The sequence below is a fragment of the Microbacterium sp. NPDC056057 genome (assembly GCF_042266945.1).
GTDB lineage: Bacteria > Actinomycetota > Actinomycetes > Actinomycetales > Microbacteriaceae > Microbacterium > Microbacterium trichothecenolyticum_C.
This window is the reverse complement of the sequence record NZ_JBHJWS010000001.1, coordinates 1,601,966-1,625,188: the sequence shown is the minus strand read 5'-3', so window position 1 is coordinate 1,625,188 and position 23,223 is coordinate 1,601,966. Positions and strand designations below refer to the sequence as shown.

21 protein-coding genes and 3 tRNA genes are annotated in these 23,223 nt (G+C 70.4%); 4 read left to right on the top strand and 20 right to left on the bottom strand.

Annotated elements, in window-relative coordinates:
* Nucleotides 1-102: 102 nt before the first annotated feature.
* The 4 genes from ACFC1K_RS06815 to ACFC1K_RS06800 all read right to left on the bottom strand — a co-directional run bounded on the left by ACFC1K_RS06815 (nucleotide 103) and on the right by ACFC1K_RS06800 (nucleotide 2,044).
* Nucleotides 103-336 (bottom strand): hypothetical protein, encoded by a 234-nt coding sequence (locus ACFC1K_RS06815; RefSeq protein WP_045300447.1) that lies wholly within the window; start codon nucleotides 334-336, stop codon nucleotides 103-105.
* 76 nt (nucleotides 337-412) lie between these two features.
* Nucleotides 413-619, bottom strand: a complete 207-nt coding sequence (locus ACFC1K_RS06810) for a hypothetical protein (RefSeq protein WP_310285199.1) — start codon at nucleotides 617-619, stop codon at nucleotides 413-415.
* Nucleotides 620-679: 60 nt separating this feature from the next.
* Nucleotides 680-1,510, bottom strand: coding sequence for a zinc-ribbon domain-containing protein (locus ACFC1K_RS06805; RefSeq protein ID WP_375870977.1), 831 nt, complete (start codon nucleotides 1,508-1,510; stop codon nucleotides 680-682).
* Between the two features lie 9 nt (nucleotides 1,511-1,519).
* Nucleotides 1,520-2,044 (bottom strand): SRPBCC domain-containing protein, encoded by a 525-nt coding sequence (locus ACFC1K_RS06800; protein WP_310285201.1) that lies wholly within the window; start codon nucleotides 2,042-2,044, stop codon nucleotides 1,520-1,522.
* Between the two features lie 102 nt (nucleotides 2,045-2,146).
* Between ACFC1K_RS06800 and ACFC1K_RS06795 the strand changes: the two genes are divergently transcribed.
* Nucleotides 2,147-2,623, top strand: coding sequence for a winged helix-turn-helix transcriptional regulator (locus ACFC1K_RS06795; protein WP_375870976.1), 477 nt, complete (start codon nucleotides 2,147-2,149; stop codon nucleotides 2,621-2,623).
* A gap of 13 nt (nucleotides 2,624-2,636) precedes the next feature.
* On the opposite strand, the gene ACFC1K_RS06790 is transcribed toward ACFC1K_RS06795, so the two are convergent.
* On the bottom strand, nucleotides 2,637-3,254 hold the full coding sequence (locus ACFC1K_RS06790; protein WP_375870975.1) for a DUF1349 domain-containing protein: 618 nt from the start codon (nucleotides 3,252-3,254) through the stop codon (nucleotides 2,637-2,639).
* Nucleotides 3,255-3,438: 184 nt separating this feature from the next.
* Here ACFC1K_RS06790 and ACFC1K_RS06785 point away from each other — a divergent pair, with 184 nt between their 5' ends.
* Nucleotides 3,439-5,682 carry a LuxR C-terminal-related transcriptional regulator gene (locus ACFC1K_RS06785; protein WP_375870974.1) on the top strand — a complete coding sequence of 748 codons (2,244 nt, stop codon included), beginning with the start codon at nucleotides 3,439-3,441 and terminating at the stop codon, nucleotides 5,680-5,682.
* A gap of 13 nt (nucleotides 5,683-5,695) precedes the next feature.
* On the opposite strand, the gene ACFC1K_RS06780 is transcribed toward ACFC1K_RS06785, so the two are convergent.
* Together ACFC1K_RS06780 and ACFC1K_RS06775 are read right to left on the bottom strand one after the other, a co-directional pair.
* Nucleotides 5,696-6,073 carry a carboxymuconolactone decarboxylase family protein gene (locus ACFC1K_RS06780; RefSeq protein ID WP_375870973.1) on the bottom strand — a complete coding sequence of 126 codons (378 nt, stop codon included), beginning with the start codon at nucleotides 6,071-6,073 and terminating at the stop codon, nucleotides 5,696-5,698.
* Between the two features lie 48 nt (nucleotides 6,074-6,121).
* The gene (locus tag ACFC1K_RS06775) at nucleotides 6,122-7,069 is read right to left on the bottom strand and encodes a DMT family transporter (RefSeq protein WP_375870972.1); all 948 of its coding nucleotides are present in this window, start codon (nucleotides 7,067-7,069) and stop codon (nucleotides 6,122-6,124) included.
* 25 nt (nucleotides 7,070-7,094) lie between these two features.
* On the opposite strand from ACFC1K_RS06775, the gene ACFC1K_RS06770 reads away from it, so the two are divergent.
* Complete coding sequence (locus tag ACFC1K_RS06770; protein WP_375870971.1) at nucleotides 7,095-7,655, top strand: helix-turn-helix domain-containing protein; 561 nt, start codon at nucleotides 7,095-7,097, stop codon at nucleotides 7,653-7,655.
* A 38-nt stretch (nucleotides 7,656-7,693) separates the two neighbouring features.
* Here ACFC1K_RS06770 and ACFC1K_RS06765 read toward each other — a convergent pair whose 3' ends face one another.
* The 5 genes from ACFC1K_RS06765 to ACFC1K_RS06745 form a co-directional block, all read right to left on the bottom strand.
* Nucleotides 7,694-10,501, bottom strand: coding sequence for a 5'-nucleotidase C-terminal domain-containing protein (locus ACFC1K_RS06765; protein WP_375870970.1), 2,808 nt, complete (start codon nucleotides 10,499-10,501; stop codon nucleotides 7,694-7,696).
* Nucleotides 10,502-10,714: 213 nt separating this feature from the next.
* Nucleotides 10,715-10,788 (bottom strand) — tRNA-Met (locus ACFC1K_RS06760).
* 34 nt (nucleotides 10,789-10,822) lie between these two features.
* Nucleotides 10,823-10,894 (bottom strand) — tRNA-Thr (locus tag ACFC1K_RS06755).
* Nucleotides 10,895-10,956: 62 nt separating this feature from the next.
* Nucleotides 10,957-12,744 carry a peptidoglycan DD-metalloendopeptidase family protein gene (locus ACFC1K_RS06750; protein ID WP_375870969.1) on the bottom strand — a complete coding sequence of 596 codons (1,788 nt, stop codon included), beginning with the start codon at nucleotides 12,742-12,744 and terminating at the stop codon, nucleotides 10,957-10,959.
* A 353-nt stretch (nucleotides 12,745-13,097) separates the two neighbouring features.
* A complete protein-coding gene (locus ACFC1K_RS06745; protein ID WP_375870968.1) occupies nucleotides 13,098-13,904 on the bottom strand; it encodes an inositol monophosphatase family protein in 807 nt (268 codons plus the stop codon).
* A gap of 59 nt (nucleotides 13,905-13,963) precedes the next feature.
* On the opposite strand from ACFC1K_RS06745, the gene ACFC1K_RS06740 reads away from it, so the two are divergent.
* Nucleotides 13,964-15,556 (top strand): phytoene desaturase family protein, encoded by a 1,593-nt coding sequence (locus ACFC1K_RS06740; protein ID WP_375870967.1) that lies wholly within the window; start codon nucleotides 13,964-13,966, stop codon nucleotides 15,554-15,556.
* 159 nt (nucleotides 15,557-15,715) lie between these two features.
* On the opposite strand, the gene ACFC1K_RS06735 is transcribed toward ACFC1K_RS06740, so the two are convergent.
* The 8 genes from ACFC1K_RS06735 to ACFC1K_RS06700 form a co-directional block, all read right to left on the bottom strand.
* A complete protein-coding gene (locus ACFC1K_RS06735; protein WP_375870966.1) occupies nucleotides 15,716-16,717 on the bottom strand; it encodes a hypothetical protein in 1,002 nt (333 codons plus the stop codon).
* Between the two features lie 114 nt (nucleotides 16,718-16,831).
* Nucleotides 16,832-17,389, bottom strand: a complete 558-nt coding sequence (locus ACFC1K_RS06730) for a YbaK/EbsC family protein (protein WP_375870965.1) — start codon at nucleotides 17,387-17,389, stop codon at nucleotides 16,832-16,834.
* Between the two features lie 63 nt (nucleotides 17,390-17,452).
* A tRNA-Tyr gene (locus ACFC1K_RS06725) sits at nucleotides 17,453-17,537 on the bottom strand.
* An 89-nt stretch (nucleotides 17,538-17,626) separates the two neighbouring features.
* Nucleotides 17,627-18,538: a PfkB family carbohydrate kinase gene (locus ACFC1K_RS06720; protein WP_375870964.1), complete on the bottom strand. Its 912-nt coding sequence runs from the start codon at nucleotides 18,536-18,538 to the stop codon at nucleotides 17,627-17,629.
* Nucleotides 18,535-19,035 (bottom strand): FBP domain-containing protein, encoded by a 501-nt coding sequence (locus ACFC1K_RS06715; RefSeq protein ID WP_056368946.1) that lies wholly within the window; start codon nucleotides 19,033-19,035, stop codon nucleotides 18,535-18,537. Before ACFC1K_RS06715 ends, ACFC1K_RS06720 begins: the two co-directional genes overlap by 4 nt.
* 96 nt (nucleotides 19,036-19,131) lie before the next feature.
* On the bottom strand, nucleotides 19,132-20,043 hold the full coding sequence (locus tag ACFC1K_RS06710; RefSeq protein WP_375870963.1) for a bile acid:sodium symporter family protein: 912 nt from the start codon (nucleotides 20,041-20,043) through the stop codon (nucleotides 19,132-19,134).
* A 64-nt stretch (nucleotides 20,044-20,107) separates the two neighbouring features.
* The gene (locus tag ACFC1K_RS06705) at nucleotides 20,108-22,099 is read right to left on the bottom strand and encodes a glycoside hydrolase family 13 protein (RefSeq protein WP_375870962.1); all 1,992 of its coding nucleotides are present in this window, start codon (nucleotides 22,097-22,099) and stop codon (nucleotides 20,108-20,110) included.
* Between the two features lie 114 nt (nucleotides 22,100-22,213).
* Entirely contained in the window at nucleotides 22,214-23,110 is an 897-nt protein-coding gene (locus ACFC1K_RS06700; RefSeq protein WP_310287793.1) for a sugar ABC transporter permease, read from the bottom strand.
* Nucleotides 23,111-23,223: the final 113 nt, after the last annotated feature.

Genomic DNA, 23,223 nt, shown 5'->3' with positions numbered 1-23,223 from the left:
GACGCACGATTCAGGTTTCAAGGGGGTTGACTCAGGCCGATGAGTGAAGTTCGCCGGATCTTCGCGCTTTCGGCAGCCTGACGCGCCGCGGGGTGGCTGTGCTCACTCCCATGCGGCCACGAGCATCCAGTGACCGTCGACCTCTTCGACGTCCATCACGCGCGTGCGGTGGTCGACGTCGCTGCGCGCCGTGAACCGCCAGCTCTGGAAGAGCCGGCCGCCGTCGCTGCGGGTCGGAGTGTCGATGATGCGCCACCGCTCATGGTCGACGACGAGCCGCACCGGCCGCCCATGCTCGCACCACACCTGAACATCCTCACGTGCCACCATCCGCATGATGCTCCTCCTTCATCGAATCTATGTTCGATTCTAGGACGCGAGAAGCACCTGCGCAACAGTGGATGCGTTCGGGCTACGCGCTGCGGCTGTCGGCCTCAGCCGCAGCATCCACCGCGGCGAGATGGATCGCGGCGACGCCGTCGCGCAGGGCCCCGACGGGCACCTCGACGGTCTCGTACTGGGACGTGAACCCGTTCTCGTCGACCACCGACACGGTCACCAGAACGTGGCCCCGGCGCGGCAGACGCGATGCGGCGCGGGCGAGTCTCTTCGTCTTCATGTCCCCTCCGCCCACCACCGTAACGACGACCTCCGACACCCGCGCGCCGCACGCGCGGACTCACTTCAGGTAGGCATCGACGAAGAGCTCACCTCGGATGCCGCGCAGCGCATCGAGGAGGACCGGCCCGCTTCGCGTGGTCCACGCCGACATCACGATGTCGTGCGGACCGAGCGGCTCCAGCTTGCCGGTGCGCACGCGGACCATCTCCCACCCCGCGGCGCGCACGGCCCGGTCCTTGCGCCGGTCGGCCTCCTCCCGCTTGCCGACGTGCTCGAGCCCGTGCTTGCCGACGGTGTCGTACTCGAGCGCGATCCGGAGCTCCGGCAGGAGGATGTCGGGCCACACCTCGAGGTGATCGAAGAAGGGCCGCGGCGTCCGGATCGCGGTGAAGCCCGGCGTGACGGCCAGCATTGCGAAGACATCCGCACGCATCCGCGCTTCGACCGCCGACGCCGGCTTCGGCGCGCACACGCTCACGAACGGCTCCCCCACCGGAAGATCCGGCGTCTTGGCGCACAGCGTGCGCGGAGGCTTGCGACGCGATGCGCGTTCCGCGCCGGGCGCCCGGGCGACGATGCGAGGCGGGCTGGCCAGCGCGGAGCAGTCCGGACACCAGGCCGACCGGCGCCTCTCGCGGCCGGGCCGCTCGCGCTGCTCCGACGGAGTCGCGGCGAACGTGTGCCCCGCCTCGCACTGCCACAGCAACAGCACATCTGCGGCAGGCGGCACCTGGGTGAGGGTGATGCCGGCGTTCAGATCGGGGTGATACTGCCGGATGAGCGCGGGATAGGCCGCCCACTGCATTCGGTAGGTTCCCACCGGATACGGCACGTCGACACCCTTCGAGAACTGGCGCCTCGCCCACCACAGTTCCACCCGCTCCGGCATGGGCGCACTCTAGGCGGCACCACCGACACGCCCGCGGGCGGCCGCGACCTGACTGTGCAGTTCATCGTGGTCTTCCGCGGTCAGCTCCTCGTCGCCGCCGAAGACATACGGCGCACCTTCGCCCGTCTCGATGCGCGCCTTGAGACTGCCGTTCACGAACATCCCCCACGCGTTGGTGCAGATGTCGTAGCAGTCGTCGTCGGCCGTGAGCCCGTCGTGGGTGAAGACGACGCGGGTACGGCCCTCGCTCTCGAGGATGTCGAACCGGACGGTCGTGCCGTTCCACTCCTGCTTGTCGGCCACGAAGTCGAGGTGGCTGCCGGTGACCAGCCACACCACGCGGCGGCCGGGCTCCAGCTCGGTGACCCGGAATCCGCTGTAGTGCAGGCCCGGGACCACGTAGACGAACTCGCCGCCCACCTCCGTGGTCGAACCGGTGGTCCGGCCCCACCAGCCCGAGACGTCGTTGATCGCGTCGAACGCGTCCTGCGCCGAGGCGTTGACGGTGATCGTCGTGGTGAAGCTCGCGGTCATGCTTCCCGCTCCTTTGCTCGCGACCCGGTCGGATCGATGACTTGCGTGATGCAAGCGACCCTAGCGCTGCTACTTGCATCACGCAAGTGATAGATTCGACCCATGCTCGGCAAGACGTACGACACGCAGGTGTGCTCGATCGCGCGCTCTCTCGAGATGGTCGGAGAACGCTGGAGCCTGCTCATCATCCGCGACGCCCTGTTCGCGCGCGTGACGCGATTCAGCGACTTTCAACACAATCTGGGCATCGCGACGAACGTCCTCACCTCGCGACTGGAGTCGTTCGTAGCCGCCGGCATCATGCTGCGGGACGGCGCCGCCGACTACGTACTCACGCCGAAGGGCCGGGCGCTGGCCGTCTCCCTCATCGCCCTCACGGAGTGGGGCGACGAGTGGGCGTCGCCGATCGATCCGCCGATCCTCTACCGCCACTCGGTGTGCGACAGCGCGATCCACGCCACGGCGACGTGCGACGCGTGCGGCGCCGTGCCGGCGGAAGAGGTCGCGATCCGCATCGGGCCCGGCATGCCCGCGGAGTACCTGGCCGCGCGACGCGGCGGCACTCGCGCCCACTCATAGGCGCAGCATCCGTCTACGATCCGTCGCGGAGATCCGAGACGAGGGTCGTGCGCAGATCGATCTCGTCGAACACCGCGGTGCAGGCGTCCCCGAGCGGCGCCTGGGCCATGAAGCCGACCCGAACTGGCGCGGCGCCGTCGGCGAGAGAGAACAGCCGGACGAAGTCCCACCGGACGCCGTCCTGAGAGGCGTGGAACGCCCACGCATCCCCGCCCAGCGAGGCGATCCGCAGCCACACCGCGCGGTCCGTGACGACCGCGGAGTTCACGTCATCCGACAAGCCGCGCGTGACCACGCTGACGACCATCGCCTCGCCCTGCGGTGAGAACTCGAAGCAGAGCTTCGCCCAGTGGTCGCTGTCGCGCCAGATCGTCAGCGCGCCGGCGTCGAATGTCGTGCGTTGGCCGACCACCTCGACGCGCGCCTGCAGCGTGAACGGCGACGCCGGGGCGACGAAAGAGAGACTGGATGCCTCGTGCTGCGGCGGTGCGCCGGTCGCATCGTTCGTCCAGTCGACGCCCGCGGCGCAGGTCAGCTCGAGGGTGCGCGTCTGTTCGTCGTACCGCGCCAGGGACCCGCCGTGGGTCCATTCCAGCTCGGGCAGTCCTCCCACGGGCGGCGTGGACGTCATCGTTCCTCCTCGAGTCTCCGGCCGCAGTGGGTGCCGGCAGCCGACTACGACCGTATCGGTCTCGGCGACGTGGCCAGCGCTCTATCGCATGGGCCGACGTCCTGCGCATCGCAGGATCTGGTCGACGGAGAAGCTACCGGGGTGGGTTTGTGGTCGATGGAAACCGCGCAATAGGATGCGGACCGTGCCGGACACGCTCCGAGACGCGGTCCTGGGGGGACGCGATCTGCAGGCGGTGCTGCTCGAGAGCAAGACCCGGGTTCCACCCTGGCGGACCAATGCTGTCAGCAGACGTCGTCAGATCGAGCGCGCCCGAACAAGCGCCGCCCGTATCGTCTCGGTCGCCGCTCCTGCCGGATACGGCAAGTCCACGATGCTCGCGGAGTGGGCCGTCACCGAGACGCGAAAGGTCGCCTGGGTGTCGCTGGAGCGCACCGACGACGAACCCGCGACCCTCCTGCCCGTCGTCGCGTCCGCGTGCTCGAGCTTCTCATCCATCGCCGAGGACGTCGTCGACGAGATGCGGGGCGTGGGCTCCGGGGCACTCGGACGATCGGCGCCCCTCCTCGCCGCCGTGCTCTCCTCCGCACCGAACGATTTCGTCCTCTTCATCGACGACCTGCATCTGGTCGCGTCGCCGGCCTGCCAGGACGCGCTGGAGGTCCTCCTCGCGAGGGTGCCGGCCGGCTCCCAGGTCGTCCTCGCGGGCCGCCAGGAGCCGCCCGTTCTCGCGCGACTGCGCGCGCAAGGAGTCGTCTGGGAGGTGTCGTCCGACGATCTGATTCTGGACGCCGCCGACGCCCGGACGGTGTTCGACGCGGCAGGGGCCGCCCACATCGCCGAGACGGACCTCGCCGGCATCGTCGCGAAGTGCGAAGGGTGGCCGACGGGACTGTACCTGTGCGCGCTCGTCGCACGAGCGGGCGGCGACGCCACACGCGTCACGGGCGATGAACGCTACGTCGCGGATTACCTCTACCGGGAGTGCATCGAGCGCCTTCCCGAGCCGACGCAGCTCTTCCTTCGTCGCAGTGCCGTCCTCGACCAGATCTCACCGGAAGCGTGCAACGCCGTGCTGCAGATCGGAGATGCACGGCGCCGACTCGGCGACCTGGAAGCGGCGAACCTGTTCCTCGTCCCGATGGACAGGACCCGGAGCTGGTTCCGGTTCCACGCCCTGTTCCGCGAGTACCTCCTCGGGGAGCTCGAGCGGTCCGAAGGCGCCGACGCGGCTTCAGCACTGCACCTGCGCGCGGCGCAATGGCACGAGGAGCAGGGGGCCCAGGCGTCGGCCGTCGAGCACCTGCTCCGAGCAGGGGACTTCGGCCGCGCGGCCGCGCTGATCACCGAGGTCGCACTCACGATGTACGAGCAGGGCCAGATCACGACGGTGCGGCGCTGGTTCGACCAGCTCGGTCCCGCCATGCTCCTGGCCAACCCCACCCTCGTGGTCTTCAGGACGTGGGCTGCGGTGCTCCTCGGCGAGGTTGTGGAGGGCGAGAAGTGGTCGGCGCTGCTCGACCGGGTCGACGCAGGCCTGTTCCCCGAGGACGATCGCGTGCTGTTCGAATCCGCACGGTCCATGGTGCGCGCCGCGATGTGCCGGCACGGGCACGAGCAGGTCGCCGTCGACGCCGCCTACGCGATCGAGCACGAGCCGCTCACGAGCCCTTGGCGAGCCCAGGCGCTGCACCTCTGGGGATCGGCGGCGATCCTTCGGGGAGACTCTGACACCGCGGGTGAGGCGTTCGCGGACGCGATCGAGGTCGCGACCGTCGTCAACGCGCCGGACACCGTCATCCTGAGCGAGCCCGAGCTGGCGCTGATCGCGATCGACGGCGGCCTGTGGACGGCCGCCGCCGCCCACGCCCAGCGGGGCGCCGACGCGATCGACGCGAACCACCTGGAGGGTTACCCCACCACCGCGTTCGCCCTGGCCGTCGCCGCTCGGGTCGCCGTGCACCTCGGCGACCGTGAGCGCGGCGAGCGACTCCTCGCTCGCGGCATGCGGGCGAGGGTGGGGTGCACCCACTTGCTCCCGTTCGTCTCACTGCGCGTGCGCCTGCAGCTCGCCAAGGCGCACGTCGCTCTCGGCGACCGCTCCGCGGCGTTCCACCTCCTTGCGGAGTGCGACCACCTGCTGCGGAAGAGGCCCGACGTGGGAGTCGTCGCGGCCCAGATCGAGGAGTTCCGGGCCGGACTGTCCGCGGAGCCTCACCGCGGAGGAACGGTACCGCTGACGCCGGCCGAACTCCGCCTCCTGCCGTACCTGCAGACGCACCTCACGATCGCCGAGATCGGGCAGCGGCTGTACGTCTCGCGCAACACCGTCAGCTCCCAGCTCAGCTCGGTCTACCGCAAGCTCTCCGTGACGACCCGCGGCGCCGCTGTCGAACGCGCGGTCGCCATCGGCCTGCTCGGCGGGTAGGCACGCCGCCGCCTCACTCCTGGTCGCCGAGGAAGTCCTCGCTGTACCCCAGGGCGAAGGCGATGCGCGGGGCCGCAGCAACCGCTCGCGGCAGTCCGACGATGCTGACCAGGCCGTCCATCACGGCGATGATCTCGTCGTCGGCGACGCCCGCGGAGAGGGCATCGTCGATCGCCGTCTGCAGCGACACGTGGGGTGCCGACATCGCGATCAGCGCGCCGACCCTGATGAGCTCTCTCGTGCGGTCGTCCACGCATCTCGCCCAGAGCTCGCCCGAATCGTCCGCGAGCGCGCGATCGCCGATGCAGAACCGCCGGAGAAGCTCAGGTCCATCCAACGCCGGTCTCCCCCCTTCGCGAACGAGCTGCAGAATGTTCCCCCAAGTCCACACTGCGGCAGTCGTCGACGCACCACATAGATAGCGTGAACCGGCACGACCTCAGGGTCGCGCCGTCGCCTCTTCCGCAGCATCCGCTTCACCGGAATCAGATGGGGAGACGACGTCCGATGAGGGCGTCCGGGCGGGTTTGAGCTCGCTCACCACCATCCCGATCACGATGAGGGCAGCGCCCACCAGCGCGATGGGGGCCATGCGCTCGCCGGCCAGCCTGCCGACGACGCCCGCCCACACCGGCTCCCCCGCGTAGATGATCGTGGCGCGCGTGGGCGAGACCGACTTCTGCGCCCAGTTCATGGTCAGCTGGATGACGCAGCTCGCGACGCCGAGACCGACCGCGGGGATCAGCCATCCCCAGGAGAACGCCGGCACGGCCTCTCCCACGACCGGCATCGTCAGCAGGGCGAGCAGCCCTGCGACCGCCAGCTGCACGATCGTGACCCGGCCGAGGTCGACCCGCCGCGCGAAGAAGCTGATCAGCACGACCTCGCCCGCGATCGCCAGCGTGCTGATGATCGTGAGGAGCTCGCCCGTGCCGAGACCGGTCCCGTATGCGCCTGGCCCTGCCACCAGGAGGAGCCCGACGAAAGCCAGCCCGACGCCGATCAGGGTCATCCTGCCCGGGGCTTTGCGCCACACCAGCCACTGAAGAAGGGGAACCAGCGGCACGTAGAAGGCAGTGATGAACGCAGACGTGCTGCTGTTGATCGTCTGGAGGCCGGCCGATTGAAGCCCGTATCCGAGGTAGATCGTCGTGCCGATCGCGACGCCTGCCCAGACATCGATCGCCCGGATCCCGCGCAGCGTGGACCGGAAGACGACCGCCGCGGCGACGGCGGCGACCAGGAAGCGCAGCCCCACGAAGAACCAGGGACCGCTGTGCTGCATGGCGATGTGGACGATGAGGAAGGTCGACCCCCACAGCGCGGTGATGCCGACGAGTGCCCACTCCTGTCTGCTGAGGGATACCGACCATCGACTGTGCAACATTCTGCACATGTTAGTGTGCAGAATTGTGCACACGCAAATCGAGCGAGAATCGGCCGTCCTCCGCCACGTGGGCGAGAACGTCCGCGCCGCGCGGGCCCGGGCGGCGATGAGCCAGGCGGCCCTCGCCGAAGCCTCGGGGCTGAGCCGACGCACCGTCATCAACCTCGAGGCAGGGGAAGCCAACGTCAGTCTGTCGGCCGTCGATCGCCTCGCAGAGGCTCTCGGCACCACCTTCAGTCGACTGGTGGCCGAACCCTCCTCACCATCCACCCGCATCGACGAGGTCATGTGGCGCGGAGCCGGGCCCGCCAGCATCGCGGTCCTGTGCGGTGCGGCGCCCGCGACCATGGAGGCGCAGCTGTGGACCTGGGCATTGGAACCAGGAGATCGGTACGACGCGGAGCCCGACCCCGCCGGCTGGCACGAGATGGTGCTGGTCACCGGCGGCCGCCTGATCATCCGGCGCGCCGACGGTGACATCGCCCTGGAGGCGGGCGGCCACGCCACCTATCCGACGGATGCGTCGTACAGCTACGTCAACGACGGGGACGGGGTGGCGGAGTTCGTGAGACTCGTCATCTCCTGACTCCGCTCCCCCGCGGCGCAGACGATGGCGCGGCGCGGTCAGACACGTGACCGGTTCCTCCTGGCGATGGCGCGGGCGACGACGAGGCCGGCACCGACAGCGATGAACGCGCCGCCGAGCATGACCCACGGCGTGGGCGACTCCGCTCCCGTGGCCGGAAGCGCGCCGCCCGACGGCGGCTGTGCCGCCGGCGGGGCCGCGACGACGGTCACGCTCGTCGGAGACCCGGTGCCGCCGTCTTTGTCGGTCGCCGTGAAGGACGCGGCGAACGAGCCCGCCTTCGTGTAGGTGTGCGACACCGGCGGATCCGCGGGGCCGACCACGGTTTCGACCGGCGACCCGTCGCCCCAGTCGACGGTGTACGTGAAGAGCGCCTCCATGTCGGCGGACGACGGGTCGTCGGCGCCGACCTTGATCGTGAAGAGCTTGCCTGCGGTGGCGGTGAGCGCACCGGTGAGGACCGACTCCGGCGCGGTGTTGGCGACGCTCAGCAGCGCGGTCTCGGTCGCGGAATCGTCGCCGAACGACACGCGGAGCGTGACGGTGTGCGCAGCGGGGCCGTCATCGACGCCAAGCGCCTCGAGCTGTGCCCATGTCAGGGTCGGGGCGACCCCCGACGCGTCGGCGAAGACGTCGTCGCCGTCGATGTCCCACTCGTAGGTGGCCCCCGCCGTGGACCCCGACGCATCGAGCGTGAGCTCGTCACCCTCGTCGATCGAGTACGGGCCCCCGGCGTCGGCGACGAGCGGTCCGCTGACGACCACCGGGACGCTGATCACCTTGCCGGACGGCTGCACGGTGAAGGTCAGGACCTGATCGCCCACCGGGACGGTCGGCGGCACGGTCAGTGAGACGGCAGCCGTCCCGCTCTGGCCGTTCGCGGGTGCCGCGTTGCCATTCGCTGCCGGGGAGAAGATCGCCGGCACAGAACCGAGCGGCACTCCCCCGACGGCGACCGCGACGCTCGAGGACGCCGGCGCGCCGAGGCTCGTGAGATCGAGGTACGACAGCGTCGTCGACAGGAGCTCGCCGTGATTCAGCGCGGTCGGCAGGGGCGACACGGCCGCGGAGGTGCGGATGTGATCGGGCGCGATCCCGGGAGCAGCTGCTCGTGCCTGGAGGTACGCGATCCATGCGTCCCGGTCGACGAGTCCCGAGTCCGCGGGCGACGTGCCCTGCGTGAACACCCGGAAGTTGTCTCCTCCCGCCACCAGGAACGAGAACGTCGCGATCTTGTAGGTCGCGGCCAGGTCGATCGGCTGGCCCGACACGGTGATCGATGTGATGCGCGCGCCCTCAGGCAGCGCCGGGTCGAAGGTGTAGTCGACGTTGTCCGACAGGCTGAGCTGCAGGTAGGCGCGAGTGGGGACCTGGTTTGCGGCATCGCGCTGCCACTGCTGTTCGAGCATCGTCTTCACCTGCGCACCTGTGAGGTGGGTGGTCCACAGATTGTTCACGAACGGGAGCACGCTGTTGGCCTCGGCGTAGGTCACCACCCCATTGCCCTCTGCGGCGGACGCGGGGTAGAAGAGTTCCGCGCGCAGTCCGCCCGGGTTGACGACGCCGATCGTCGCGGCGTCTGTGGGCAGGTCGACGCCGAGCGGGTCCAGGGTGTCGCGCAGCACGTTGGAGACGAGTGCGCCCAGCGAGGACTCCAGGTTGCGCTGGTCGCGGTTCGCGTTGTTGCGGACCGCTTGGTAGCCGTCGGCACCGAACGCGCCGTTCGCGTAGGCGGTCGTGATGTCACCGCTCACCAGACCGACCGGCTGGTTGCCGACCTCCGCCGCATTCGCGAGTGCGTCGACCACGATTTGGTTGACCTCCACCAGGCCCGGGTAGGCCGCGATCAGATCGGCGTCGGCCATGGTCGTGCGCGGCACGTTGACCGCGCTGAGAATCGTGACACCGCCGGTGTCAGGATCGACCTGCAGATCCACCTTGCCGACGAAGTCCCCGTAGCTGCCCGTCTGCAGCACCGGACGTGTCGCACCCGGCACACCGGGCACCGGTGCACTGTAGACGTAGGCCTGGTGGGTGTGCCCGTTGAGGAGCACGTCGACCTCGGCGGAGACCCCATTGACGATGTCGGCGAAGGCGGCGCTGGCGGCGATGTTCTGCTCGAGCGTGGAGACGCCGCTCGGAGCGCCCTCATGGAAGGTCGCGACGAGCACTTCCGCTTCGCCGTTCGATTCGTCGCCGTCGCTCAACTCGCCGGCGACGCGGTTGACCGCCTCGACCGGGTCGCCGATCGTGACGCCCACCATGCCCGCGGGCGAGACGAGGGTGGGCGTCTCCTCGGTCACCGCTCCGATCACGCCCACCCGGACGCCGTCGAAGGTGAGCACCGAGTACTCCGGAAGCAGGGGCGCGCCGGACGTGGAGTCGTAGACGTTCGCGCCGAGGTAGTCCCACTCCGCGTTGCGCGCACCAGGGGCGCCGATGATGCGGTCGCGCAGATCCGGCCAGCCCTTGTCGAACTCATGGTTTCCGACGGCGCTCGCGTCCAGCCCGATCGCATTCATGACGTCGATCGTCGGCTGATCGTCGGCCACCGCCGACGCGAAGAGCGACGCGCCCACGAGGTCTCCGGCACCCGTGATCGCCACATTCCCGCTCGTCGACGACGCGATGATCTGCTCGATCGTCCCCGCCCACTTCACGGTGTTGGTGTCGATGCGGCCGTGGAAGTCGTTGATCGACACCAGCGTGATGTCGACGGGGTCCGCGGCGGACGCGCTCATCGGCATCGCGAGCAGTGCGGCGGTCACTGCCACGGCCGCACCCGCCGCGGCGAGACGCCGCCGGGAGCGCGAGCGGGCAACGGGCGAGGAATCGATCGTCTTCATCGGGTGTGGCCTGTCTGGTGAGAGCGATGCGGCCGCGATCGGCTGATGAGAACCTACGGTGTCGCGCCCGCTCCTGTACAGAGCAGACTCCCAGTCCCAAGTTCGTCGCCCGGGCGATCGAGACGGCACGAACGACCCGGAGCGCCCGCACCGGCCCCGCCCGCCATCCCATCCCAACGAAAAAATCCCCGGCTGAGCCGAGGATTTGATCTGTAGCAGGAGCGGGGCTTGAACCCGCGACCTCACGATTATGAGTCGTGCGCTCTCACCAACTGAGCTACCCTGCCATACGCATCCAACGGTCACGAAATGGATGCTGCGAGCCCCGAGTCAGGATTGAACTGACGACCCCTTCCTTACCATGGAAGTGCTCTGCCACTGAGCTATCGGGGCGTGCTGCCTGCAAGCAGGCAACTAGAAGAGGATACCAGAGGCGTGGCACCCTTCCGAACCACTCAACCCACCGTGTGGGTCCCGTCGGTGTACTCCTGCAGCCACGGCCACGGGTCGATGGCGGTGGTGCCGTTCTTGAGGATCTCGAAGTGCGTGTGGGCGCCGTACGAGCGGCCCGTATTGCCGGTGCGGCCGATGACCGTGCCGACGGTGACGTGCTGGCCGGGGGTGACCTGCAGCGAGCCGTACTGCATGTGCGCGTAGTGGCTCGAGACCATCTGCCCGTCGACGATGTGGTCGATGATGACGTGCACGCCGTAGGCGCCGCCCGCCTCCGAGGCGACGCGGACGGTGCCGTCGGCGATCGCCTGCACGGGAGCGCCGTTGCCTGGCGTGAAGTCGATGCCCTCGTGCATGCGGCCGGAGCGCATGCCGAACCCGTACGACATCGTCACACCGACCGCGAAGGGCCACTGGATGTTCGAGTTCGGGTTGTTGTGGAAGAGGTTCGAGAAGTTCTTGATCCCCGCCTCCGACGCGAGCTGCGCCGTGGTGGTCGTCGCGTAGTTCTCGGTGCGCTGGAGGGTGTCGCTCTGCGCATCGCCAGGAGCCACGTACGCCTGGATCTCGGCCTCGTCCATGAGCGGCGCCGAGTCGTCGCCGACGGCGAGCACCGACAGCGAGGACTCTGTGCCGTTGACCGCGGCGACCGCCTCGGCCGGGGTCGTCATGCCGACGGCCATCAGCCCGACGATGCCGAAGACGCCGACCGAGAACGACGCGGTGGCGACGCGCTTGAAGGCCGAGCCACGACGGGTCTGCGCACGGCGCGGCGCCGCGTGAGGCGTCGCCTCGGCCTCGGGCTCCGCAACGGCCGCGGCCTGCTGAACGGGTGTCTCGCCGGTGAAGGCGAACAGGCGGGATGCGGCTTCGAACTCGTCGACTCCGGATGCTGCCGGAGTGGGGATCGGGCCGGTCAGAGGCTCGATGCGCTCGGTGCGAGGGCGCTCGCTGCGCCCGCGGGGCGTCTGCGGCTCGGCGGTGTGCGAGGCGCCGGAGGAGGCGACCGGCTCCGGCTGGGTCGTGGTCGCCGTCTGCGACGGCGCGGCGGCCCGCGGTGCGGCCGTCGATTCGGGCTCGGCCTGCCTCGGGGCAGGTGCCGGCGACACGGCGGGCGCTGCGGTCGGCTGCGGTGCCGCCGCCTCGACCTCGGGCGCCGTCGTGGCCACCGTCTCAGCGGCTTCGGCGGCGAGAAGCCTCGCGAAGGAGTCGGCCATCCACGTGGAGGCACCCTCGGTCGGCGTCGCACTCTGGGCGGGCGCCGGAACAGCGGTGGAGGAGGCCGGCGACTCGGCGATCGCGACGGGCTCCAGAAGCTCGAACGGCTCGGCAGGAGCAAGAACGGTGTCGAGCAGCGGTGCCGGCTCTTCGCGGGCCGGCAGTCCGGCCTCGAACGCCGCGGCCGGACGCTCGGGCTCGGCGGGAGCGACAGGGGCGATCGGCGGCACGACGGTCACGGGCTGCTCGGTCGTGTGGGAGCGACGCGAGCGTCGGCTCACCTGCTCGGCGGCGGGCGCGGCGGCAGCAGCGACCGACGAACGGGCACGGGCGCGCGGCGCGACGGGCTCGATCACGGGGCCGGACGCCGCCGGAAGCTCGACAGACGACGGTGCCGGGGCCACGGGCTCGACCGGCGTCGCCACCGGAGCCGGAGCCACCGGGGCGGAAGCGACCGGAGTCACCGGAGCCGCGACCTCAGGAGTCGACGCGACGTACGACGTCGCCTCGGGCTTCACCGCGGGGGTGGCGGCAGCATCCGTTCGCTTCGACTCGACCGGACGACCCCACACGACCGCGGGACGCTCGGGAGCGGTGCTCGCCGCCTGCCGCCGTACGGTCGCACGGCCTGCCCCGGCTGCCTCCGGCGTCGCCTGAGCAGGCGCTGCGGAGGGTCGGCTGGAGCGTCGCGTGGGCGCAGATCCGGCCTGGGGGGCGTCGAAAGGCAAAGCGGAAGTAGGCTCTCAGGTCGTGCCGCGAGGGGGGGTGTTCGCGACAAGGCGGTCTTCGGGCAAAAGGACCCCTCCGCCGTTCGGGTGGCGAAGGTAACGATCGGGTAAACCCTACCCCGGGCGTCCTGGGAATGCCATGTGCGGCTCGGATTTCATGACGCGCGTTTGGTGAGGATTCGATGAGAACCGCGTCTTCACGCGAGTCCCGCGGCCTCCGCCAGGCGGTCGAAGATCGCCGGAGTCGCGGCGACGATGAGGGGGGCGCGCGGACCGCCGTCGGGCTTCGCGCGGCCGAATCGGCCACCCGCCTCGGTCACGAGCAGCGACCCCGCCGCGAAGTCCCACGGGGCGAGCCCGCGTTCGAAGTACCCGTCCAGGCGCCCGGCGGCCACGAAGGCCAGATCGCTCGCGGCCGACCCTCCGCGACGCAGATCGCGCGCGGGCACGGCGGGCATGACGCGGCCGATGAGCTCGATGTCTCCGGGCCGGGTCGCGGGGTCGTAGCCGAACCCGGTCGCGAGGAGGGCGCCGGCTCCTCCGACCTCCGGGTTGACGGCGAGCCGGTTCACACCCAGCCACGCTCCCTCGCCGCGGGCGGCGTGGAACATCTCGCCGAGCACCGGGGTGTAGACGACGCCGGCCAGCGCCTCCCACTCGCCGGGGGTGGGCTCGCCCTGGACGGCGGCGATGCTCACGGCGTACGACGGGATGCCGTAGGCGTAGTTCACGGTGCCGTCGATCGGGTCGACGACCCACGTCACGCCGCTCGCGCCGCGGTCGCCGCCGGTCTCCTCACCGAGGAACCCGTCGTCGGGGCGCGCGGCCGACAGCCGGGCGCGGATGAGCGCCTCGACCTCGCGGTCGGCCTCCGTCACGATGTCGGCGAGCGCGGTCTTGGTCGCCGCGATCGCGACGCCCGCTTCGCGCCGCGTCCGGGCCAGATCCCCGGCTTCGCGGGCGATGTCGATGGCAAGGGATTCGAGGTCGTGCTCCAGGCTCATGCCTCCACGGTAACGAAGCGGCGCGCTGCCCGAGCACGCGCCTGGGTAGCGTGGAGCCCATGGTCGCTGCCGCCCGTTCCTCCCGCTTCGACGTCGCCATCGTCGGCGGCGGTCACAACGCCCTGGTCGCCGCCGCCTACCTGGCCCGAGCCGGACGCTCGGTCGTCGTCCTCGAGCGGCTCGACCACGTGGGCGGCGCCGCGGTGTCGGAGCGGCCGTGGGCGGGCGTCGACGCACGGCTCTCGCGCTACTCCTATCTCGTCAGCCTGCTTCCGCAGGGCATCATCGACGACCTGGGGCTCGACATCCGCCTGCTGCGCCGCCGCTACTCCTCGTATACGCCCGATCCGGCGGCTCCGTCGCGGGGCATCCTGATCGATACCGCGGATGCCGCGGCCACCGCGGGCTCCTTCGCCCGCGTCACCGGGAGCAGCGGTGAGGCGACGCGTTTCGGTGCGTTCTCCGACCGGATCGAGCCCGTCGCGCGGCTCCTCTTCCCCTCGATGACGCAGCCGCTCCGTCGCCACGGAGAGGTGCGGGCGGAGCTCGGCGACGACCGGCTCTGGTCCGACCTCTTCGAGCGCCCCCTGGGCGACGTGATCCGGTCGTCGTTCGACACCGACATCGCCCGCGGCATCGCGCTCACCGACGGTCTCATCGGCACCTTCGCCTCCGCCGACGACGAGAGCCTCCGCCAGAACCGCTGCTTCCTCTACCACGTGATCGGCGGCGGGACCGGGCACTGGGACGTGCCCGTCGGCGGCATGGGCCGTGTGACGGCCGAACTGTCGCGCGCCGCGACCGAGGCCGGGGCCGAGCTGCGTACCGAGACCGAGGCGACCGCCGTGACGCCGGACGGCGAGATCGCGCTCGCGGGCGGTGGCGTCGTGCACGCTCGGCTGGTGCTGAGCGGCGTCGGACCGGCGGTTCTCTCGCGACTGCTCGTTGCCGGCGGCGCGGACGCCCCTCCCGCCGACGCGCCGGCGCCCGAGGGCGCGCAGCTGAAGGTCAACATGCTGCTGAAGCGGCTCCCCCGTCTCCGCGACGGCAGCGTCGCTCCCGAGGCGGCGTTCGCCGGCACCTTCCACGTCAACGAGACCATGACCCAGCTCGACGACGCGTACCGGGCGGCGGTGGGCGGCAGCATCCCTGATCCCCTGCCGGCCGAGATCTACTGCCACTCCCTCACCGACCCGACCATCCTCGGTCCCGACCTGCGCGCATCGGGCGCACACACCCTGACGCTCTTCGGCCTCCAGGTGCCGCACCGCCTCGTGGACGGACGGGACACGGATGCTGCGCGCGCGGCGCTCCTCGAAGCGGCCCAGCGCTCGCTCGACGCGGTGCTCGCCGAGCCCATCGCCGATTGTCTCTACGAGGCTCCCGACGGCACGTTGTGCGTCGAGGCGCGGACCACCGCCGACCTGGAGCATTCGCTCGGCATGGTGGGCGGCGACATCTTCCACGGGCCGCTCTCGTGGCCGTGGGCGGGAGACGACGAGCCGCTCGACACCCCTGCCGAGCGCTGGGGCGTGGCGACGCAGCATCCGACTGTGTTGATGTGCGGTTCAGGTGCGCGCCGTGGCGGCGCCGTCAGCGGCCTCGGCGGACACAACGCCGCCATGGCCGCGCTGGAGCTGCTCCGGCACTGATCCTGCGATGGCGAGGTCGAGGCCAGCGCGTCGCACCTGGCTTCGACAGGTCAACCGCGGTTCCACAGGGACAGAATCGGCGCGAACCTCCGGCAGAACCCCGGTTGACCTGTGGAGCGAGGAGGAGTCGGATGCTGTGACCCGCAGCGGGTCCGTCGCTCAGGGGCGCGGCGGCAGCGGCGGGGGCGGCGGGTAGCCCTCGTACCCGGGCGCCGTCACGGGCGACTGCGGCGCGGCGGGCTCGGTGGGTGCAGGAATCTGCGGGGCGGGCAACTGCGCGGACGGAGCCGGCTCGATCCGGGTGAAGACGTGCGCGCCCGGCGACGGGTACCCCGTGTAGTACGCGTTCCAGTCCGGCGAGCCGTCAGGCAGCATCGGCAACGGCGTGGCGCCGTCGACGTACGTCGGCCACGGGAGGAGTTCGTGCGAAGCCGGGGCACCGACCGGCGCGGCGATGGCGGCGGGGCCGACCGGGGCCGCGAGGACCGGGTACGCGACGTGGGCGCGGGGCTTCCTCGGCGCGAGCAGCACGTTCACGAGCGGCAGAAGCGCCGTGCCGACCGCCGCGAGGATCGCCACGGCGACCACGATGCGCCAGTAGAGGTCGGCGAGGATGAGCCACTCGCCGAACGCCAGCGGAATGATCAGCAGGGCCGCGAGGCCGACCACGAGCGCGATCGTGATGATGGCGACGGTGCGGGTGAACGGCGTGTCGTGACGCTGGAGCGCCTTCATGTAGAGGCGCACGTGCAGCAGGACGAGCTGCAGGATCAGCACGATCAGCAGGAACTGGACGAACTTCGAGAACCCGATCCAGAAGTAGCGCTCCGGCATCCAGATCATGATGGCGCCGAGCAGGAGCGCGATGATCCAGGAGGCCATGCTCGCGAGCGCGAACCAGGCCGGACGCTGCGGCGCGAGGTGGGCGTCGAGGATGGCGACCCCGGCGAACGCGACGAGCAGCAGGATCGTCAGGAACGCGCGTCCGATGAGGCCGTTCTGCCCTCCGATGAGCACCCAGACGACACAGACCAGCGCGGCGGCGATGAGGGCGCCGATCGCGACCCAGATCGCGATCCGCAGCAGCGGCGAGGGCGAGGCATCCGTCCGCCCGTCCTGCGCTCTCGGAGCGGGCGTCGCATGCGGGTCGGGCGCGGTCATGGCGATCCTCTCGTGGCGGGGCGGAGTGCCTGCACCGCCCATCCTGACATGCCGCCCGGCGGCGCGTGCGGGCGATCGCGGGCGGGGTCGCGAACCCGGATCCGAACGGATGCCTCAGCCCACGGCGCGTCCGAGATCCTCGACGAGCTCGGCGCCGGGGAGGGCGAGCAAGGCGCTGCCGGGGAGGAACAGCTTGCTGCCGCGCACGCCCCCGCCGATCACGACCTCCGGCGCCGCAGCGACGGCGGCATCGACGAGGATCGGCCAGTCGCCGGGGAGGCCGATCGGGGTGATGCCGCCGTACTCCATGCCGGTGAGCGCGACGGCTTCGTCCATCGGTGCGAACGAGGCGCTGCGCACGTCCAGGCGCCGGCGCACGACACCGTTGACGTCGGCGCGCGTCGTCGCGAGCACCATGCACGCGGCGAACCGGACGTCGCCGCCGCGCTTGCCCTTCACGACGACGCAGTTGGCCGACGCTTCCGGCGCGACGCCGTACCGCTCGCAGAACGCGGCCGTGTCGGCGAGCGCGGCGTCGATCTCGGCGACACCCACCGTCGCCGCGACGGCGGGATCGAGCTGCGCGAGGCCGTTCACGACGGCGGGGCTGACGAGCTCGGGATGCCGCGTGGCGGCCTCCGCGGTGAGGGTGCCGGTGGCGGTCCAGATCATCGCCTCAGGCTAGCCGCCCGGAACGACGAAGCGCCCCGCGGTGCGGGGCGCTTCGTGTGGTGGTGGTGGCGAGTGAGGGATTCGAACCCCCGAAGTCGATGACAGCTGAGTTACAATCAGATCCCTTTGGCCGCTTGGGTAACTCGCCAGGTGCGCACCCGTCCGACTTTTCCAGACGACCGGAGGCGCGATCCACCATATTACGCGTAGATGCCCGAGGTCTGAAATCGGCCCGGTCTAGGTGCCGATGTGGTCGATGTCGAGGCTCTCGAGCGCGCTCGGCGTGCGCAGCAGCGCCCCCTCGAAACGGCATGTCGCGGCCGCCGCGTCCATCGCCGAGACCAGCACCGTGTCCCAGTCGTCGGCACTCTCCGGCGTCCCCGTGACGAGTGCGGCGACGGTGGCCGCGAAGGCGGCGTCGCCCGCGCCCATCGTGTCGACGATGCGGCCGGGCAGGTTCGAGATCGGCCGCGTCACCACGACCTCGCCGGCCTCGATCGTGGCGCCGGCTGCGCCTTCGGTGGCCAGCACCGCGCGGGCGCCGAGATCGATCAGGCGGGCGCGCAGGGCGTCGAGCCGCTCCTCATACAGCAGCGCGGCGTCGTCCTCGCCGACCTTCACGAGGGCGGCCCCGGCCGCGAGGGACTCGAAGCCGCGCACGAACTCGTCCTTGTCGTGCATCATGCCGGTGCGGGGGTTGGGATCGACCGCGACGGATGCCTCCGCCCCGGCGATCGCGTCGGCCAGCTCCGCGGCCTGCTCGGCGTCGTCGAAGGCGAAGCAGCTCACGACGACGAGGTCGGCGTCCGCGAAGGCCTGGCGCTCGGCGTCGCCGAAGCGGATCCGCCGGCGCTTCGACGCCTCGTTGAATTCGTACACGGGCTCGCCGGCGCCGGAGCGCGTGCTCACGGCGCGTGCGGTGCCCAGGAGCGACGGCGTCGCAAGCAGCTCTACGCCGAAGTCCGCGAGGTAGCGCCTGACGCGCGACGCCGGCTCGTCGTCGCCCAGCATCGCGACGAGGGTCGCCGGAACGCCGAGCCGCGCGAGGCCGACCGCGACATTGAGCGCAGCTCCCCCGACGAACTCCCGCACGCCGTGGTCGTCTCGCAGCTCGTCGATGAGCGCGTCGCCCACCACCACGACCGTCATCGCCGCACTCCGGCCGTCTCGAGCACCCGGCCGACGAACGCCTCGGTGCGCCGGCGGGTGCCGTCGATCTTCATGTCGACGCTCGCCCGCACCTCGTTGGGCGCGAGCGGCGGCGCGAGGCGCACGTTCTCGTGGCACGACAGGTCTGCGCAGATGTACGTGCCCACGCTGTCGCCGTGCACACCGGCCTCGCCGGCCTTGCGCGCCGTGTACATGGTGACCTGGTCCGCGGGCTGCATCGTGTGGCACAGGTTGCACAGCGCCGCGCGGGCGTGCGACGAGCCCTCGGCGCCGCGCAGCACGATCGCGGCGGGTTCGCCGTCGATCTCGGCGACCAGGTAGCCCCGACCCCGCGTACGCGGGTCGCGCCACGCCAGGAAGTCGAGGTGATCCCAGTCGGTGAGCACGAAGTCGTGAGGCAGGGTGACGAGACGCAGCTCGTCGGCGGAGGCGTTCACGAACGCGGAACGCAACTCATCTTCGGTCAGTGGGCGCATGGCACCTCCTCGCCCGCCCAGTCTACGAAGGACGACGGATGCCGCCACCCCGCGTGTTCGCGCACGCGGAGGCGGCAGCATCCGTCCTCCCTGTCGTCAGGCCGTCGCAGCCGGGGTCGCGGCGTCGTCGACCGGGTCGGGCTCGGACTGCTCGGCGGCGCCCGATCGGTCGCGGATCAGGAAGCCGAACCCGAACGCGATGAAGAACATCAGCACGCCGTACACGGCTGCCGGCAGCGACAGCTCGACCGAACCGAGGACGGTCTGCGCGATGACGATCGCGAGGGTCGCGTTGTGGATGCCGATCTCGAATGACGACGCGATCGACTGGCGCTTGCCGACCTTCACCAGGCGGGGCGCGAAGTAGCCGATCGTGAGGCTGATGAGGCAGAACACGATGGTGATGAGTGAGAGGCGGCCGAAGTTCTCGAGCAGCAGCGCCCAGTTCTGCGCGACGGCGCCGGCGATCACGACGACGAGGATGATCACCGACGCGATGCGGACCGGTTTGTCCATCGCCTTCGCGAAGCGCGGCCAGAAGCGGCGCACGATCATGCCGAGCGCCACCGGCAGCAGCACGATCGCGAAGACTTCGATCGTCTTCGCCCACTGCAGACCCAGCTGGTCGTCGAACGGGTTGAAGTAGAGGATCGCGAGGTTGGTGATGAGCGGGAGCGTGAACACGGCGATCACCGAGTTCACGGCCGTGAGCGAGATGTTCAGGGCCACGTCGCCCCGGAACAGGTGGCTGTAGAGGTTGGCGGTGGTGCCGCCCGGCGACGCCGCGAGCATCATCATGCCGACCGCGAGGATCGGCGGCAGCTGGAACGCGAGCACCAGCCCGAAGCAGATCAGGGGCAGCAGCACGAGCTGGCACACGAGGGCGACGATCACCGCCTTCGGCTGCTTGAGGACGCGGGCGAAGTCGCCGAGGGTGAGGCTCAGGCCGAGCCCGAACATGATGATTCCGAGGGCCACGGGCAGGCCGATGGTGGTCAACGCTGACATGGGACTCAGTGTGTCAAACGATGCGACTGCGTGTCACGGTTGTCCACAGCCCGCGCGGGCGTCGTCAGGCGGACTCGACCTGCTCCGCGGGAGTGGTCTCGTCGGCCGAGGCCACGCCGCGCGAAACCTCGTCCGCCGTCGCCGCCTCAGGCTCGGGTGCGGGCACCGGGACGCCTGCGAGCCGCCACACCGCGAACGCGGGCCCGTCGGCCGACAGCAGCACCGCCCCGTCGTCGGCCACCGCGAGGGTCGCGTCGCCGACGAGCGGCTCGGCCGCAGCGGCGCCCGGGAGGGCGCCCGCCGGGATCTCGGCATCCGCGTCGCCCTTCGCCGCCGCGACGAGCAGCGTCTCGTCGGCGGCCTCCCGCACGAACACGACGGAATCGTCGTCGACGTGCACCCAGCGCAGTCCCCCGGTCGACAGGACAGGGTGCGCATGCCGCAGCGCGACGAGCTCGCGGTAGAGCGCGAGCCGTTCGGCGACGTCGGGCTCCCCCTCGGTGCCCCACGGGATCGGCGTACGGCTCGCCTCGCCGTCGACCCCGACGAGGCCGAACTCGTCGCCCGCGAAGATCACGGGCAGACCTGGGAGCGTCATCATGAGGCCTGCCGCGACCGGCACCGTTCCGGGAGCCGCGTTGGTGGCGAAGCGCCCGGTGTCGTGCGTGTCGAGCGGCTGCATGTTGCCGAGCCGCACGCGCCACGGGATGCCCGCGGTGAAGCGCACCACGGCGTCGACGAACTGCCGTGCGGTGTACCGCGGGATGCCGCCGATCGGCTGCGTGAAGAACCACGGCTCGGTCGCCTCGCGGCCGTCGTACGTGAGGTACGGCGCGTGGGTCGGCTCGGAGAGCCACCCCCACACCGGCCGCGTGAACGACGGGTACGTCATGGCGCCGTGCCAGCCGTCGCCCTGCAGGTCGCTCGCGGCGTCGTTGGTCGACTCCCCCAGCAGGATCGTGTCGGGGTTGATCTCGATCATCGTGCGCCGCAGCAGCTGACGCACCTCGGCGTTGAGGTCGACGGAGCCGAGGCGCCCGGTCATGTTGGCGACGTCGATGCGCCAGCCGTCTGCCGAGTACGGCGGCTTCAGCCACTTCGCGACGACGGAGTCGGGTCCCTCGATGAACCGGTCGCGCAGCTCCTGCGACGCCCAGTTGAACTTGGGCAGTGTCGGCACGCCGAGCCATGACGCGTACTCGGTGTTCGCAGCATCCGTGAAGTAGTAGAACTCCTCCTCGGGGGCGCCGGGGTGGCCGAGGGCGGCCTGGAACCACTCGTGCCGATCGCCCGAGTGGTTGCTCGTGAGATCGCCGATGACACGGATGCCGCGGGCATGAGCCGCCTCGATCAGCCGGACGTACGCCTCATCGCCGCCGAGCAGCGGGTCGACGCGGTCGAAGCTCGACGCGTCGTAGCGGTGGTTGGACGCCGCCGGAAAGATCGGCGTGAGATAGAGCAGGTTCACGCCGAGCGACACCAGGTGGTCGAGCTTCTCGATGACGCCCTCGAGGTCGCCACCGTAGAACTGCTGCGAGCGCGCCGGCACGACGGGGTCGACAGGGTCGTCCCAGGTCGCCGGGATCGCCCAGTCCGGGGTCGGGTGCGCGTCTGCCTGCGCCGACCGCGCGAAGCGGTCGGGGAACACCTGGTACATCACGGAGTCGGTCAGCCACGCGGGCGGCGCCGGGTACGCGACGAGCGCGAAGTCCTCGGCGTCGAGCGTCTCGATGGCGTGCAGCCCGGTCTGGTTCAGCCACTCCACCCGCCCGTCACCACCACCGTCGGCACTGTGCACGAGCACCCAGCGGTACCCGTGACGCGGGTTGCGCACGGTGACGGGGGCCTCCCACCACTCCCAGCCGTCGGCGGAGCCGAGGGGCGCAGCATCCGTCCATTCGGGCTCGTGATCGGGATTGGACCTCGTGCGCACCGCCGCGAGGGGGCCGTAGCCCTCCGGCACCCGGAGCCGAACGGTGACCACGTCGCCGAGCTGCGGCGCGAGGTCGGACACGTACAGGGGCGAGCCGTCGTGGTGAGGGAGGAGGGTCGTCATGGCTCGGCCTTTCGTCAGGCGGGCGGTGGCGGTGCTCGCCTCGATCATCGCAGAGCGGATGCTGCGACAGCACGCAGCCGGCGCAGCATCCGCTCTCGGATCAGGTGTGCGCGATCAGCCCTTCGTGGCGCCGGCGGTGAGGCCGCCGACGATGTACTTCTGCAGCAGCAGGAAGACGATGACCACGGGGATCGCCGCCATCACGGCACCGGCCGCGAACGCCGACCAGTCCGCGTAGCGCGGGTTGGAGACGAGCTTCGTGAGTCCGACGATGAGCGTCTGCTTGTCGGGATCGATGAGCAGCACGCTCGCGATCATGTACTCGTTGATGAGGCCGATGAACGACAGCAGGCCGACGACGGCGAGGATCGGCGCGACCAGGCGCAGGATGATCGTGAAGAAGATGCGCGCGTGTCCCGCACCGTCGATCTTCGCCGCCTCGTCGAGTTCACGCGGGATCGTGTTGAAGAACCCGTACATGAGATACGTGTTCACGCCCAGCGCGCCGCCGAGATAGATCAGGATCAGACCGCTCAGCGTGTTCAGCCCGATCGCGGGGAACCAGTCGCTGATCGCGCTGAACATGAGGAAGATCGCGACCACGGCGAGCATCTGCGGGAACATCTGCACCACGACGATCGTGATGAGCCCGACGCGGCGTCCGCTGAAGCGCATGCGCGAGAACGCGTAGGCGGCGAGCGCACCGATGAACACCATCGAGAATCCGGTGATCAGCGCCACGATCATCGTGTTCACGAACCACTGGCCGTACGGCACCTGCGGGTTCGTGAGGATGCGGACGTAGGCGTCGAGGCTGATCGACGAGAACAGCTGGTTGCTTCCGGTCAGCGTTCCGTTGCCGTTCAGCGAAGACGACAGCACGTACACGAGCGGGAAGATCGCGAAGATCGAGCCGATGATCGCGACGACGTGGCGCCAGCCGGTGTCGCGGAACCACTTTCCGAAGGGGCGACGGCGAGCAGGCTTCACGGCCTTCGGCGACGGCGCCATGCCGCCGACAGAGGTCTCGAACTGCTCGGCGGTGCCGCCGGCGAAGACGGCGAGGGTCGCGTTCTGGGCGACGGTCTTGTCGGGGTGAGCGAGACGGTCCTGGGACTCAGACA

Coding starts and splice junctions, on each gene's coding strand:
- ACFC1K_RS06815 (WP_045300447.1), bottom strand. CDS start 336: ATGCGGATGGTGGCACGTGAGGATGTTCAGGTGTGGTGCGAGCATGGG.
- ACFC1K_RS06810 (WP_310285199.1), bottom strand. CDS start 619: ATGAAGACGAAGAGACTCGCCCGCGCCGCATCGCGTCTGCCGCGCCGG.
- ACFC1K_RS06805 (WP_375870977.1), bottom strand. CDS start 1,510: ATGCCGGAGCGGGTGGAACTGTGGTGGGCGAGGCGCCAGTTCTCGAAG.
- ACFC1K_RS06800 (WP_310285201.1), bottom strand. CDS start 2,044: ATGACCGCGAGCTTCACCACGACGATCACCGTCAACGCCTCGGCGCAG.
- ACFC1K_RS06795 (WP_375870976.1), top strand. CDS start 2,147: ATGCTCGGCAAGACGTACGACACGCAGGTGTGCTCGATCGCGCGCTCT.
- ACFC1K_RS06790 (WP_375870975.1), bottom strand. CDS start 3,254: ATGACGTCCACGCCGCCCGTGGGAGGACTGCCCGAGCTGGAATGGACC.
- ACFC1K_RS06775 (WP_375870972.1), bottom strand. CDS start 7,069: ATGTTGCACAGTCGATGGTCGGTATCCCTCAGCAGACAGGAGTGGGCA.
- ACFC1K_RS06765 (WP_375870970.1), bottom strand. CDS start 10,501: ATGAAGACGATCGATTCCTCGCCCGTTGCCCGCTCGCGCTCCCGGCGG.
- ACFC1K_RS06745 (WP_375870968.1), bottom strand. CDS start 13,904: ATGAGCCTGGAGCACGACCTCGAATCCCTTGCCATCGACATCGCCCGC.
- ACFC1K_RS06740 (WP_375870967.1), top strand. CDS start 13,964: ATGGTCGCTGCCGCCCGTTCCTCCCGCTTCGACGTCGCCATCGTCGGC.
- ACFC1K_RS06735 (WP_375870966.1), bottom strand. CDS start 16,717: ATGACCGCGCCCGACCCGCATGCGACGCCCGCTCCGAGAGCGCAGGAC.
- ACFC1K_RS06730 (WP_375870965.1), bottom strand. CDS start 17,389: ATGATCTGGACCGCCACCGGCACCCTCACCGCGGAGGCCGCCACGCGG.
- ACFC1K_RS06720 (WP_375870964.1), bottom strand. CDS start 18,538: ATGACGGTCGTGGTGGTGGGCGACGCGCTCATCGACGAGCTGCGAGAC.
- ACFC1K_RS06715 (WP_056368946.1), bottom strand. CDS start 19,035: ATGCGCCCACTGACCGAAGATGAGTTGCGTTCCGCGTTCGTGAACGCC.
- ACFC1K_RS06710 (WP_375870963.1), bottom strand. CDS start 20,043: ATGTCAGCGTTGACCACCATCGGCCTGCCCGTGGCCCTCGGAATCATC.
- ACFC1K_RS06705 (WP_375870962.1), bottom strand. CDS start 22,099: ATGACGACCCTCCTCCCTCACCACGACGGCTCGCCCCTGTACGTGTCC.
- ACFC1K_RS06700 (WP_310287793.1), bottom strand. CDS start 23,110: ATGGCGCCGTCGCCGAAGGCCGTGAAGCCTGCTCGCCGTCGCCCCTTC.